Genomic DNA, 12,094 nt, shown 5'->3' on the forward strand with positions numbered 1-12,094 from the left:
CACATTCAAACTGATTTGCGAATCCCAGATTCCGCTAAATCACAGCATGCTCTAGTCGCAGTTTACGAATGGTCGCGATTCTTGCCGCTTCCAGTATCCCATGCATCGCCACCGCCACCCAGAGCAATCGATTTCCGCTGGGGAAATATTGCGGGCAGCTCCTGTCGAACGGCATCATGGCAGAGGCGCAGACGACGTTCGGTCCGAGTGTCACAGACGGCAAGATAAGCGGAAGCTACGTATTCTTCGAGGAAGGGCAGACTGTCACGGGCTTGCTGGCTGAGCCGAGCGACGACGGTGATGGAAATGATTTAACGCGCAATCTCGTTTGGCAAGACAAGTATGGCCACGGGAATCTGGTTATAACCTTCACATCGGATTTCTCCGAATTCCAAGGAAACTGGAGTGACGGAGGGAAGGCGTCTTTTCCATGGAACGGGATGCGTTGCGAACCAACTATAAGCTAAATCAAACTCCCATTTGTGCCACCTCATCGATTAACGGGCCAAGGCGCATGTGATCGCTTATGCCGGCGGTCAGCCGAGCGTCATGCGGCGCAGAACATTGCTTTTCCAATAGAACTGATGGACGAGGGCGCCGGCGACATGCGCCGCGATCAGCGCCCAGAGAATGATTTTCAGCACATCCGCGTGGAACGAACCGGCGGGATCGATACCGAAATAGTAGGCGGCGATGCCGGAAAGCGGCATCGCGAAGATCAGGATGTAAAGGCCGGCATGGGCAAGCCTCGCTGCAAGACGGAAGATCACCGGCTCCTGCGCGATCTCATCCGGAACGCCCTTGGTAAAACGCAGCCCGAGCCTGAGGACGGCAAGCAGCAGGATGGCGATGCCGACATAGGCATGGATATTCGCCGATGAAATCTGCTCCGGCGTTGGCACCTGGCCCCTGCGCATCAGCCGATGCCAGATATTCATGCCATCGGGAAACAGCAGGTTGAAGAAGATCAGCAGCGCCACGGCCCAATGAAGAAAACGCTGGCTCAGGCTGTAACTCATGATGGACGGCTGCTGCATTTCTGTACCTTCGCGGATGCTGAACTCAACGATACGCAACAATTAAAACAGCCGCCTGCCTTCCGGCAAGCGGCTGTATGCTTTGTTACGAATATGTAAGGTTACATATGGATCGGCTTGAAGAAGGTTGCGAGCGCAGCCTCTTTCACCGCTTCCGACATTGTGGGATGCGCGTGGCAGGTCCGGCCGAGATCTTCCGACGAACCGCCGAACTCCATCAGCACGGCGATCTCGTGGATCATCTCGCCGGCGCCGAAGCCGACGATATGGCCGCCGAGCACCCGGTCGGTTTCCTTGTCGGCAAGGATTTTGACGAAGCCGTCCGTTGCCAGCATCGCGCGCGCCCGGCCGTTCGCCGTGAAGGGAAACTTGCCGACCTTGTAGGCGACGCCTGCCGCCTTCAGCTCTTCCTCGGTCTTGCCGACGGAAGCGATTTCCGGCTGGGTATAGACGACGCTCGGAATGACCTCGTAGTTCACATGGCCATGCTGTCCGGCGAGGATTTCGGCAAGCGCCACACCCTCGTCTTCCGCCTTGTGCGCCAGCATCGGACCCTTGACCACATCGCCGATCGCATAGATGCCGGCGACATTGGTCTTGAAGTGACCGTCGATCTCGACACGACCGCGATTGTCGAGCGTCACACCGGCTTCTTCGAGGCCGAGGCCCGCCGTATAGGGCTTGCGGCCGGTGGCGATCAGCACGACTTCGGCGTCGAGCGTCACCTTGTCGCCGCCCTTGACGGGCTCGAAAGTGACCTTGGCGCCCTTGTCGCCCTTTTCGACGCCGGTAACCTTGGCGCTGAGATTGAAATCGATGCCCTGCTTGGCCAGCATGCGCTGGAATTGCTTGGAGACTTCACCGTCCATGCCGCCAAGGATGGTGTCGAGATATTCGACGACGGTGACTTTGGCGCCGAGGCGCGACCAGACGGAACCGAGCTCGAGCCCGATGACGCCGCCGCCGACGACGATCAGCGTTTCCGGCACCTTCTCCAGCGCGATGCCGCCGGTGGACGAGATGATGGTCTTTTCATCGATTTCGACCTGGACGCCGGGAATGCCGGCGACATCGGAGCCGGTGGCGATGACGATGTTCTTGCCTTCGATCTCCTGCACCTTGCCATCTTCGGCGATGACGGAGGCCTTGCCGGCCGAGACGATCTTGCCGGTGCCCTGGAAGGTATCGATCTTGTTCTTCTTGAAGAGGAAGGCGACGCCGTCGACATTCGACTTCACCGTCGCATCCTTGTGGGCCATCATATTGCCGAGATTGAGCGTCGGCGCCGGGACATCGATACCGAGCGCGCTCATCCCGTGGCCGGCCTGATGGAACATTTCGGAGGCATGCAGCAGCGCCTTCGACGGAATGCAGCCGACGTTCAGGCAGGTGCCGCCATAGGTCGCCCGCTTTTCAATGACGGCGACCTTGAGGCCAAGCTGGGCCGCCTTGACGGCGCAGACATAGCCGCCCGGGCCGGTTCCGATAATGATCACATCGTAGGACATTGCTTCTTTCCCTTTGGATTTTTCGTTTAATCGGCCGCGCGCGATATCTGGCCGTGGAATTCGAGAATATATTGCAGGCTGTTTTTCGCCCTGTCGTTCTAGCGGCCGCCGCTCACATTGAGGATCGCGCCGGTGATATAGGAAGCCGAAGGTGACAGAAGATAGAGGACCGCATCCGCCACCTCCGCGGGCGTGCCCGCGCGCTGCATCGGGATCGACGGCGCCAGTTCCCGCGGCCGATCCGGCAGGCCGCCGGAGGCATGAAGGTCGGTTTCGATGACGCCGGGCCTTATCGCATTCACGCGGATACCCTCGGCTGCGACCTCGCGCGCCAGCCCGACGGTGAAGGTGTCGATCGCCGCCTTCGAGGCGGCATAATCGACATACTGCGTCGCCGAACCGAGGATCGCCGCCATCGACGAGATGTTGACGATCGCCCCGCCCTGCCCGCCATGCCGGCTCGACATGCGACGTATGGCCTCTGCGGCGCAGAGTATCGAGCCTGTCACATTGACGCGCAGCATGCGCTCGATCCGCTCCGCCGACATCTCGTCGACGCGCTGGGGATAATCGACGATGCCGGCATTGTTGACGAGCCCGTCGAGCCGGCCGAAATGCCGGTCGACCGTCGTAAACATCGAGACGATATCCGCAGCCTTGCCGACATCCCCCTGGATCGCCACGGCCTCGCCGCCATCCTCGACAATCGCAGCCACGACGGCATCCGCGGCTTGACGGTTGGCGGCGTAGTTCACCGCGACACGCCAGCCCTGGCGCGCCGCGAGCCGTGCAGCCGCGGCGCCGATACCCCGGCTTCCGCCGGTAATGAGAACAACAGGTGTATCGCTCATGTCGCACACTCCTTGAATGTCAGCACGTCCCACGGTGCCACCACGGCCTTGCCCTCGCCCCAGGCGCTGGATTCGCGGATGGCGGGACCAAGGCCGGGAAGCACGAGCTTTTCAGCCGCTTCAGCGCCTTCGGGCTGCAGATTGTCCATCTCGCCCTCGGCATCCATGCCATAGACGGCGCCCTGCCAGACCGTGCAGGCATTGAGATCGGCGCCGGTCGCATCCCCCTCGGGGCAGTTGAACATCAGGATGCCGATGGCGCGCACCGGATCTTCCGACGGCATGACATAACCTTCCATCACGACAGGTGTCTTCAGCGCGCTGACCTTGAACTGGTTGCTGGCGGCCGCCGATGGAGAATTCAGCGGTGCAAAGCGCAATTCATAGGCACCATCGCGATCGACATAGACAGCCTGCTCCTGCTTGCATGCGGCACCGAAGGTGGAGGCCGGAACGACGAAAAACGCGGCGGCTGCGATTGCAGCCACGCCTTTCCGTCTCGCCGTGATCCTGATCCTTCCGCTCATTGCAGCTTCGGCTCCCTCCGCCCGTCGGCGTTCTCGACAACGCTGAAATCCGTCAGCAGCACCAGCGCACGGCCATCCCTATCGAGCCCCCAGAAGGCTGGATAGAAACCGTCGCCCCAGCCGCTCCAGAACACCGCAACATTGCCCTTCTTGTCGGCGACCGGCCGGTGCAGCGCATAGATGTCCTTGTTGGCTTCCAGGTCCGACGCCAGCACGTCGTCGTAATAGTTGACGTCGGAATCCGGTTTCTGCGCCTGCACCTGCTTTTCGCGCTCTCCGATCAGATCAAGCGTATCGGCGTCCATGTAACAGCCGAGGCCGGCATCGACGGGATAACCGAAGATCTCGCCGTCCTTCAGCGTCGCCGGGTCCTGCCCGGGCAGGACCGCAAGCTCCCAACGATCCGGCTTGCCCTCGGCAAACCGCATGCTGGCGGCGGCGACGCGCCCGAAGGCCTGGTAGAGCGTTACCGGATACTCGCCAGGCGCAACCGTTCTTGCGAGTGCTGGACGGTCGGGCTGGGCCAGCGGATCGGCCGCAACGATGCGCCCCGATGTCAGCTCCACATTGCCCATATGGATGACGCCGATCGACCGGCCGGAAAGTTCGGCATCGCTGAGCGCCACCAGGTCGAAATTGCTGCTTGCCTTGCCGATATCCCAGCCCGCAGCCGATGCGGCGGCCGGATTATGCGCGGCGGCAGCGCAAAGAAGAAGGCGCGCCGCTCGCATGATCCGGTTCCGCATCGAAAGCGCTCCCTTAGAGATCGAGAACCAGACGTTCCGGATCTTCCAGGCTTTCCTTGACGCGCACGAGGAAGGTGACCGCTTCCTTGCCGTCGACGATGCGGTGATCGTAGGACAGCGCCAGATACATCATCGGACGGATGACCACCTGGCCGCCGATCGCAACCGGCCGCTCCTGGATCTTGTGCATGCCGAGAATGCCGGACTGCGGCGCGTTGAGGATCGGCGAAGACATCAGCGAACCGTAGACGCCGCCATTGGTGATGGTGAAGGTGCCGCCCTGCATGTCGGCCATGGAGAGCGAGCCATCACGGGCTGCCTTGGCAAGACGGCCGAGTTCCTTCTCGATTTCGGCGATCGACATCTGGTCGGCATCGCGGATGACGGGAACGACGAGGCCTTTGTCCGTGCCGACGGCCATACCGACATGGCAGTAGTTCTTGTAGATGACGTCGGTGCCGTCGATTTCGGCGTTGACGGCCGGCAGTTCCTTCAGCGCATGCGTCACCGCCTTGGTGAAGAAGCCCATGAAGCCGAGCTTGACGCCGTGCTTCTTCTCGAAAATGTCCTTGTACTTGTTGCGCAGGTCCATGACCGCCTTCATGTCCACCTCATTGTAGGTGGTCAGCATGGCGGCGGTGTTCTGCGCATCCTTGAGGCGCTTGGCGATCGTCTGGCGCAGGCGCGTCATCTTCACGCGCTCTTCGCGCGAGGCATCCTCGACCGTCGACGGGCCCCGCACGGCGGCAGGCGTTGCCGCGGGGGCGGCCGCCGGAGCGGAAATGCCCTTGGCGACGGCGGCGATGACGTCGCCCTTCAGCACCTGGCCGCGCTTGCCGCTGCCGTCGACCTGATCGGCGGAAAGGTTGTTTTCGGCAAGCATCTTCGAAGCTGCCGGTGCCGGCGGCATGGTGGAGACGGAGGCGCTCGAGGACGACGCAGCAGCGGCGGCAACTGCCGGCTGGGCCGGAGCAGCAGCGGCCGGTTGGGCGGGAGCCGGAGCAGCAGGCGCGGCGGCCGGTGCAGCAGCAGCAGGCACGGCAGCAGCGGCAGCCCCTTCGGCGATCTGGCCGAGCAGCGCGCCGAGGCCGACGGTCTCGCCGGCAGCAACGACGATTTCCGAAAGCGTGCCGGAGGCGGGTGCTGGAACTTCGATGGTCACCTTGTCGGTTTCAAGCTCGAGAATCGGCTCGTCGGCCTTGATGGCGTCGCCGACCTTCTTGAACCAGGTGCCGACGGTTGCCTCGCTGACGGATTCACCGAGAGTTGGAACGCGGATTTCTGTGGCCATTGTTCAGATCCTGATTTCGTGTGTTTTCGTTTATGCGTTTCAGACGGCAGGCGGCCGCGAGATGATCGAGGGCATCGGCAGGATATCGAAGCGGAAACCGAAACCGGAAGCGATGATCGGATCGCCGTCGGCAAGAACCTGCGCCGCCGCCTGATCCTCGACCTCGACGATCGCCATGCCCCAGGCGCCTTCACCCTCGAAGACGGGGCCGACGATGATCGCCGATCCCGCAAGAGCGTTCCGATGCCAGTATTCGGCATGGCGTTTCATCGCCGCCATTTCCTCCCCGGTCCCGTCATGTGGGAAAGTGGCGCGCGGCGGCTGCAATCTCAGAAAGAAATAAGCCATTGCGCCCCCCTTGTTTTAACCGCCCAATGCATCCTCGAGGAATGCGGCGAGCTGCGACAGATGCTTGGACATCAGGCCCGTCGCCGGCGAGGCGGCGGCCGGACGGCCGGTATAGCGGACGCGCTGGTACTTCGCGTCGATATGGGCGAGCACCCATTCGAGGAAGGGGTCGATGAACGACCATGCGCCCATGTTCTTCGGCTCTTCCTGGCACCAGACCATCTCGGCGTTGCGGAAGCGCGACAGCTCGTTGATCAGCGCCTTTGCCGGGAACGGATAGAGCTGTTCGACACGTAAGAGATAGACGTCGTCGATACCGCGCTTTTCACGCTCTTCGAGAAGATCGTAATAGACCTTGCCGGAGCACATGACGACGCGGCGGATCTTGTTGTCCTTCTGCAGCTTGATCGGGCCGTCCTTGATCACCTCGGCATCGTCCCAGAGCAGGCGATGGAAGGCAGACTCGCCGGCCATTTCGGCAAGCGTCGAGACCGCCCGCTTGTGGCGCAGCAGCGACTTCGGCGTCATCAGGATCAGCGGCTTGCGGAAGTCACGCTTCAGCTGCCGGCGCAGGATATGGAAGTAGTTCGCCGGCGTCGTGACGTTGGCGACCTGCATGTTGTCTTCCGCACAAAGCTGCAGGAAACGCTCGAGGCGGGCCGAGGAGTGTTCGGGACCCTGACCTTCATAGCCGTGCGGCAGCAGGCAGACGAGGCCGGACATGCGCAGCCACTTGCGTTCGCCCGACGAGATGAACTGGTCGAAGACCACCTGCGCGCCGTTAGCGAAATCGCCGAACTGCGCTTCCCAGAGCGTCAGCGCATTCGGGCGGGCGAGCGAATAGCCATATTCGAAACCGAGCACGGCCTCTTCCGAAAGCATCGAATTGATGACTTCGTAGCGCCCCTGCGTCGGTGAAAGATTGGCGAGCGGGATGTAGCGCTCTTCGGTTTCCTGATCGTAGAGAACCGAGTGGCGCTGCGAGAAGGTGCCGCGCTCGCAATCCTGGCCGGACAGACGGATCTTGCTGCCTTCGACGCAGAGCGCGCCGAAGGAGAGCGCTTCGGCCATCGCCCAGTCGATACCCTCGCCGGTGGCGATCATGTTGGCGCGGTTTTCCATGAAGCGCTGGATCGTCCGGTGCGCGTTGAAGCCCGCCGGGACCTCAGAGAGCTTACGGCCGATCTCCTTCAGCGTCTTCATCGGCACTGCGGTCTTGCCGCGGCGCTGCTCGTCGGCATTGTCGGCCGTGCGCAGGCCCGACCACTCGCCGTCCAGCCAGTCGGCCTTGTTCGGCTTGTACTGCTGGCCGGCCTCGAATTCCTGTTCGAGATGTAGGCGCCAGTCGGCCTTCATCTTCTCGACTTCACCTTCGGTGAGCAGGCCCTCGGCGACGAGACGGGCCGCATAGAGCTGCAGCACGGTTTTGTGGGCGCGGATCACCTTGTACATCTTCGGCTGCGTGAAGGACGGTTCGTCGCCTTCATTGTGGCCGTAGCGGCGGTAGCAGAACAGGTCGAGCACCACAGGCTTGTGGAACTTCATGCGGAATTCGGTGGCGATCTTCGCCCCATAGACCACTGCTTCCGGATCGTCGCCGTTGACGTGCAGGATCGGCGCCTCGATCATCTTGGCGACGTCGGACGGATAAGGCGACGAGCGCGAGAAGGCCGGGTTGGTCGTGAAGCCGATCTGGTTGTTGATGATAACATGCATGGTGCCGGCGACGCGGTGACCGCGCAGACCGGAAAGGCCGAGGATTTCGGCAATGACACCCTGGCCGGCAAAGGCCGCATCGCCATGGATCAGCAGCGGCAGCACCTTGGCGCGCTCGGAAAGCGGGATGATGTCGCCTTCCCAGACGGTGGCGTTCATGTCCTGCTTGGCGCGGACCTTGCCCATGACGACGGGATCGACGATTTCGAGATGCGACGGGTTCGCCGTCAGCGAAACGTGGATCTTGTTGCCGTCGAATTCGCGGTCGGAGGAGGCACCGAGATGGTACTTGACGTCGCCTGAGCCCTCGACCTCGTCGGGAGCGGCCGAGCCGCCCTTGAATTCATGGAAGATCGCCCGGTGCGGCTTGCCCATGACCTGAGAGAGCACGTTCAGGCGGCCGCGATGGGCCATGCCGAACACGGCTTCCTTGAGGCCGAGATGGCCGCCCCGCTTGAGGATCTGCTCCAGCGCCGGGATCAGCGATTCGCCGCCGTCGAGGCCGAAACGCTTCGTGCCCTTGAACTTGACGTCGAGGAATTGTTCGTAGCCTTCGGCTTCGACGAGCTTGGCAAGGATCGCCTTTTTGCCTTCCGGCGTGAAGGCCACACCCTTGTCCGGTCCTTCGATGCGCTCCTGAATCCAGGCCTTTTCTTCCGGATTGGAGATATGCATAAATTCGACGCCGAGCGTCGAGCAATAGGTGCGCTCGAGGATTTCGATCATCTCGCGGATGGTCGCGTATTCCAAGCCGAGCACGTTGTCGATGAAGATCTTGCGATCGTAATCTGCGGCCGTGAAACCGTAATTCTCCGCCGACAGCTCGTGATAGTCGTCGACGGGAGCGGCGATGCCGAGCGGGTCGAGCTTGGCATGCAGGTGGCCGCGCATGCGGTAGGCGCGGATCATCATGATGGCGCGCACGGAATCGCGCGTCGCCTGCAGCACCTCGGTGCTGTCGGCAGGCTTGCCCTGAGCTTCGGCCTTGGCCTTGACCTTGGTCTCGATCACCTTCTCGACGATGCCCCAGTCGCCATCGAGAGCCGATACCAGATCGCCGCTTGCCTGAAGCGGCCAGTTCTTCTTGCGCCAGGAAGCGCCCTTGGCCGCTCTCTTCACATCGCTGGGATCCTCCTCCAGCGCCTTGAAAAAGGACCGCCACTGATCGTCGACCGATGCCGGATCTTCTTCGTACCGCGCATAGAGCTGCTCGATATAGGCAGCGTTGGCGCCATCCAGAAACGAGGTGATCTGAAACTGCTCGTTGGCTTCTTGCCGTGCCATCGTGATATGCGGACGCTTCCGTCCGCCTCCTGACTTTGATGAATTTGCCGGCTTGACGGCCGGCTGCCGCATTCCGATTGCCGCCTGTCCGCGGCGCATCTGCTGGTCTCGTGTCGTCGAGGCCGGGCGGAAGGCGCAGATGCCGTTCCTCCGCCCGGTCTATATAGGTGGCTTAGCCCTTGAGGACTTCAACCAGCGTCTTGCCGAGACGGGCCGGAGAGGGCGATACCTTGATGCCCGCCGATTCCATCGCCGCGATCTTCGATTCCGCATCGCCCTTGCCGCCGGAAACCACTGCGCCGGCATGGCCCATAGTGCGACCCTTCGGCGCCGTACGGCCGGCAATGAAGCCAGCCATCGGCTTCTTGCGGCCCTTCTTGGCTTCGTCCTTGAGGAACTGGGCCGCGTCTTCTTCAGCCGCACCGCCGATTTCGCCGATCATGATGATCGACTGGGTGGCTTCATCGGCCAGGAACATTTCCAGGACGTCGATGAACTCGGTGCCCTTGACCGGGTCGCCGCCGATGCCAACGGCCGTCGTCTGGCCGAGACCTTCATTGGAGGTCTGGAACACGGCTTCATAGGTCAGCGTGCCCGAGCGGGAAACGATACCGACCGAACCCTTGCGGAAGATCGAGCCCGGCATGATGCCGATCTTGCATTCTTCCGGCGTCAGGATACCCGGGCAGTTCGGGCCGAGCAGGCGCGACTTGGAGCGGTCGAGGCGAGCCTTGACCCGCACCATGTCCATGACCGGGATGCCTTCGGTGATGCAGGTGATGAACGGGATCTCGGCGTCGATCGCCTCGATGATCGCGTCGGCGGCTCCTGCCGGCGGAACATAGATGACGGACGCGTTGGCGCCGGTCTTTTCCTTACCTTCGGCAACGGTTGCAAAGATCGGCAGGCTTTCGCCCTTCGCGCCGGTCCAGGTTTCGCCACCCTTCTTCGGGTGGATACCACCGACCATCTGGGTGCCGTAGTAAGCGAGCGCCTGTTCGGTGTGGAACGTGCCGGTCTTGCCGGTTAGGCCCTGAACGAGAACCTTGGTGTCTTTGTTGACGAGAATGGACATGCGAGGCCTTTGTTTAGGAGAGGTTGGAAGACGTGGGGGACGCACGACGATAGACGCCGCTGACGACCTCCTGCCAAGTATCGCTGCCTGCAGGCGAAAAGCTGACGCCCATCCGGTAGCAGTCTTCATTTTCAAATGTGAATACGGTGCGCTGGCTGCCGCGCGGCGAAGTCTTCATCAGCACAAGCTCATTGCCGTTCCACTCGCCGGACGCCGGCACGGGCGGCGCAAAACCTGCGGTGTCGAACTGGTAGAGCTTGTAGGTCTTGTCCGAAGCATCGAAGCCGAAAACATTTCGCGCCTCGAACGAAACAGCACCATCGCGCGTCTGGCGATAGCGCTGCTCGAGGAAGAACCCGCCGAACAACGCCTCGCCGGAAAACTCAGCACTGGCCTTGCCTTCACTCGTCCACGCCGACGCCGCGACACGCTCATCCCCTTCCCACACGCCGGCGAAGGCGTTGAGGCGGAAATGAGCAGCGGAGGGCGTGGACTGGAAGGCCATGATCGTTCTCAGCCGTTGATCGCCGCGACGATCTTCTTGGCCGCATCGTCCAAGTCGTCGGCCGCCGTGATCGCCAGACCCGACTCGTTCAGGATCTTCTTGCCGAGCTCGACATTGGTGCCTTCAAGGCGCACGACGAGCGGAACCTTGAGACCGACTTCCTTGACCGCAGCAATGACGCCCTCGGCAATGACATCGCACTTCATGATGCCGCCGAAGATGTTGACGAGAATGCCCTCGACCTTGGGGTCTGCGGTGATGATCTTGAAAGCCGCAGCAACCTTCTCCTTGCCGGCGCCGCCGCCGACGTCACAGAAGTTGGCCGGCTCCTTGCCGTAGAGCTTGATGATGTCCATCGTCGCCATGGCAAGGCCTGCGCCGTTGACCATGCAGCCGATATTGCCGTCGAGCGCGACATAGGCGAGGTCCCACTTCGAGGCCTCGATTTCCTTGGCGTCTTCCTCGGTCTCGTCGCGCAACGTCTTGACGTCGTCGTGACGGAAGAGCGCATTGCCATCGAAAGACATCTTGGCATCGAGGACGCGCATGTGGCCATCCTTCATGACGATCAGCGGATTGACCTCCAGCAGAGCCATGTCCTTCTCGCCGAAGGCCTTGTAGAGCGTCGGGAAAAGCGTCTTGGCGTCTTCAGCAGCAGCACCATCGAGCTGAAGAGCCTTGGAGATTGCAACAACGTCGGCAGCCGTCACGCCGGCTTCCGGATCGATGGCGATCGTGTGGATCTTCTCGGGCGTGTCGTGGGCGACGGCCTCGATGTCCATGCCGCCTTCGGTCGAGACGACGAAGGCCACGCGGCCGACCGAGCGATCAACAAGGATCGAGCAATAGAGTTCGCGAGCAATGTCGGCGCCGTCCTCGATATACAGGCGATTGACCTGCTTGCCGGCGTCGCCCGTCTGAGCGGTCACCAGCGTATTGCCGAGCATTTCCTTGGCGTGGGAAACGACTTCCTCGATCGACTTGGCGAGGCGAACGCCGCCCTTGGCGTCAGGGCCGAGCTCCTTGAACTTGCCCTTGCCGCGGCCGCCGGCATGGATCTGGCTCTTGACCACGTAAAGCGGACCGGGAAGCGACTTGGCGGCAGCTTCGGCTTCTTCAACCTTGAGAATAGCCACACCCTCGGCAACCGGGGCGCCATAGCCCTTCAGCAGAGCTTTGGCCTGATATTCATGAATGTTCATGGGT

At 61.9% G+C, this 12,094-nt stretch carries 12 protein-coding genes; 1 reads left to right on the forward strand and 11 read right to left on the reverse strand.

The window, feature by feature from the left end; translation table 11 throughout:
• Positions 1-68 precede the first annotated feature (68 nt).
• Positions 69-467: a hypothetical protein gene (locus tag C3Y91_RS04380; protein ID WP_024320356.1), complete on the forward strand. Its 399-nt coding sequence runs from the start codon at positions 69-71 to the stop codon at positions 465-467.
• A gap of 69 nt (positions 468-536) precedes the next feature.
• Here the strand turns inward: C3Y91_RS04380 and C3Y91_RS04385 are convergent, their stop codons facing one another.
• The 11 genes from C3Y91_RS04385 to sucC form a co-directional block, all read right to left on the reverse strand.
• Positions 537-1,037: a cytochrome b gene (locus C3Y91_RS04385; protein ID WP_024320357.1), complete on the reverse strand. Its 501-nt coding sequence runs from the start codon at positions 1,035-1,037 to the stop codon at positions 537-539.
• Positions 1,038-1,138: 101 nt separating this feature from the next.
• Positions 1,139-2,545: a dihydrolipoyl dehydrogenase gene (gene lpdA, locus C3Y91_RS04390; protein ID WP_168575080.1), complete on the reverse strand. Its 1,407-nt coding sequence runs from the start codon at positions 2,543-2,545 to the stop codon at positions 1,139-1,141.
• Positions 2,546-2,643: 98 nt separating this feature from the next.
• On the reverse strand, positions 2,644-3,396 hold the full coding sequence (locus C3Y91_RS04395) for an SDR family oxidoreductase (protein WP_024320359.1): 753 nt from the start codon (positions 3,394-3,396) through the stop codon (positions 2,644-2,646).
• Positions 3,393-3,923 (reverse strand): hypothetical protein, encoded by a 531-nt coding sequence (locus C3Y91_RS04400; protein ID WP_012759272.1) that lies wholly within the window; start codon positions 3,921-3,923, stop codon positions 3,393-3,395. Before C3Y91_RS04400 ends, C3Y91_RS04395 begins: the two co-directional genes overlap by 4 nt.
• A complete protein-coding gene (locus C3Y91_RS04405; RefSeq protein WP_130665206.1) occupies positions 3,920-4,669 on the reverse strand; it encodes a DUF4241 domain-containing protein in 750 nt (249 codons plus the stop codon). The genes C3Y91_RS04400 and C3Y91_RS04405 overlap by 4 nt, the downstream gene beginning before the upstream one ends.
• A gap of 13 nt (positions 4,670-4,682) precedes the next feature.
• The gene (odhB, locus tag C3Y91_RS04410; protein WP_018069065.1) at positions 4,683-5,960 is read right to left on the reverse strand and encodes a 2-oxoglutarate dehydrogenase complex dihydrolipoyllysine-residue succinyltransferase; all 1,278 of its coding nucleotides are present in this window, start codon (positions 5,958-5,960) and stop codon (positions 4,683-4,685) included.
• Between the two features lie 39 nt (positions 5,961-5,999).
• The gene (locus C3Y91_RS04415) at positions 6,000-6,308 is read right to left on the reverse strand and encodes a YciI family protein (RefSeq protein ID WP_018069066.1); all 309 of its coding nucleotides are present in this window, start codon (positions 6,306-6,308) and stop codon (positions 6,000-6,002) included.
• Positions 6,309-6,323: 15 nt separating this feature from the next.
• Positions 6,324-9,308: a 2-oxoglutarate dehydrogenase E1 component gene (locus C3Y91_RS04420; protein WP_024320361.1), complete on the reverse strand. Its 2,985-nt coding sequence runs from the start codon at positions 9,306-9,308 to the stop codon at positions 6,324-6,326.
• 172 nt (positions 9,309-9,480) lie between these two features.
• Complete coding sequence (sucD, locus tag C3Y91_RS04425; protein ID WP_012759277.1) at positions 9,481-10,383, reverse strand: succinate--CoA ligase subunit alpha; 903 nt, start codon at positions 10,381-10,383, stop codon at positions 9,481-9,483.
• A 13-nt stretch (positions 10,384-10,396) separates the two neighbouring features.
• The gene (locus tag C3Y91_RS04430) at positions 10,397-10,888 is read right to left on the reverse strand and encodes a DUF1579 family protein (protein WP_018482679.1); all 492 of its coding nucleotides are present in this window, start codon (positions 10,886-10,888) and stop codon (positions 10,397-10,399) included.
• A gap of 8 nt (positions 10,889-10,896) precedes the next feature.
• On the reverse strand, positions 10,897-12,090 hold the full coding sequence (sucC, locus tag C3Y91_RS04435; protein WP_168575081.1) for an ADP-forming succinate--CoA ligase subunit beta: 1,194 nt from the start codon (positions 12,088-12,090) through the stop codon (positions 10,897-10,899).
• Positions 12,091-12,094 lie beyond the last annotated feature (4 nt).

Source organism: Rhizobium ruizarguesonis, assembly GCF_012349115.1.
Taxonomy (GTDB): Bacteria; Pseudomonadota; Alphaproteobacteria; order Rhizobiales; family Rhizobiaceae; genus Rhizobium; species Rhizobium ruizarguesonis.

What these genes read in the sequence shown, in the direction of transcription:
- C3Y91_RS04380 (WP_024320356.1), top strand. Translation starts at nt 69, where the DNA reads ATGGTCGCGATTCTTGCCGCTTCCAGTATCCCATGCATCGCCACCGCC.
- C3Y91_RS04385 (WP_024320357.1), bottom strand. Translation starts at nt 1,037, where the DNA reads ATGCAGCAGCCGTCCATCATGAGTTACAGCCTGAGCCAGCGTTTTCTT.
- lpdA (WP_168575080.1), bottom strand. Translation starts at nt 2,545, where the DNA reads ATGTCCTACGATGTGATCATTATCGGAACCGGCCCGGGCGGCTATGTC.
- C3Y91_RS04395 (WP_024320359.1), bottom strand. Translation starts at nt 3,396, where the DNA reads ATGAGCGATACACCTGTTGTTCTCATTACCGGCGGAAGCCGGGGTATC.
- C3Y91_RS04400 (WP_012759272.1), bottom strand. Translation starts at nt 3,923, where the DNA reads ATGAGCGGAAGGATCAGGATCACGGCGAGACGGAAAGGCGTGGCTGCA.
- C3Y91_RS04405 (WP_130665206.1), bottom strand. Translation starts at nt 4,669, where the DNA reads ATGCGGAACCGGATCATGCGAGCGGCGCGCCTTCTTCTTTGCGCTGCC.
- odhB (WP_018069065.1), bottom strand. Translation starts at nt 5,960, where the DNA reads ATGGCCACAGAAATCCGCGTTCCAACTCTCGGTGAATCCGTCAGCGAG.
- C3Y91_RS04415 (WP_018069066.1), bottom strand. Translation starts at nt 6,308, where the DNA reads ATGGCTTATTTCTTTCTGAGATTGCAGCCGCCGCGCGCCACTTTCCCA.
- C3Y91_RS04420 (WP_024320361.1), bottom strand. Translation starts at nt 9,308, where the DNA reads ATGGCACGGCAAGAAGCCAACGAGCAGTTTCAGATCACCTCGTTTCTG.
- sucD (WP_012759277.1), bottom strand. Translation starts at nt 10,383, where the DNA reads ATGTCCATTCTCGTCAACAAAGACACCAAGGTTCTCGTTCAGGGCCTA.
- C3Y91_RS04430 (WP_018482679.1), bottom strand. Translation starts at nt 10,888, where the DNA reads ATGGCCTTCCAGTCCACGCCCTCCGCTGCTCATTTCCGCCTCAACGCC.
- sucC (WP_168575081.1), bottom strand. Translation starts at nt 12,090, where the DNA reads ATGAACATTCATGAATATCAGGCCAAAGCTCTGCTGAAGGGCTATGGC.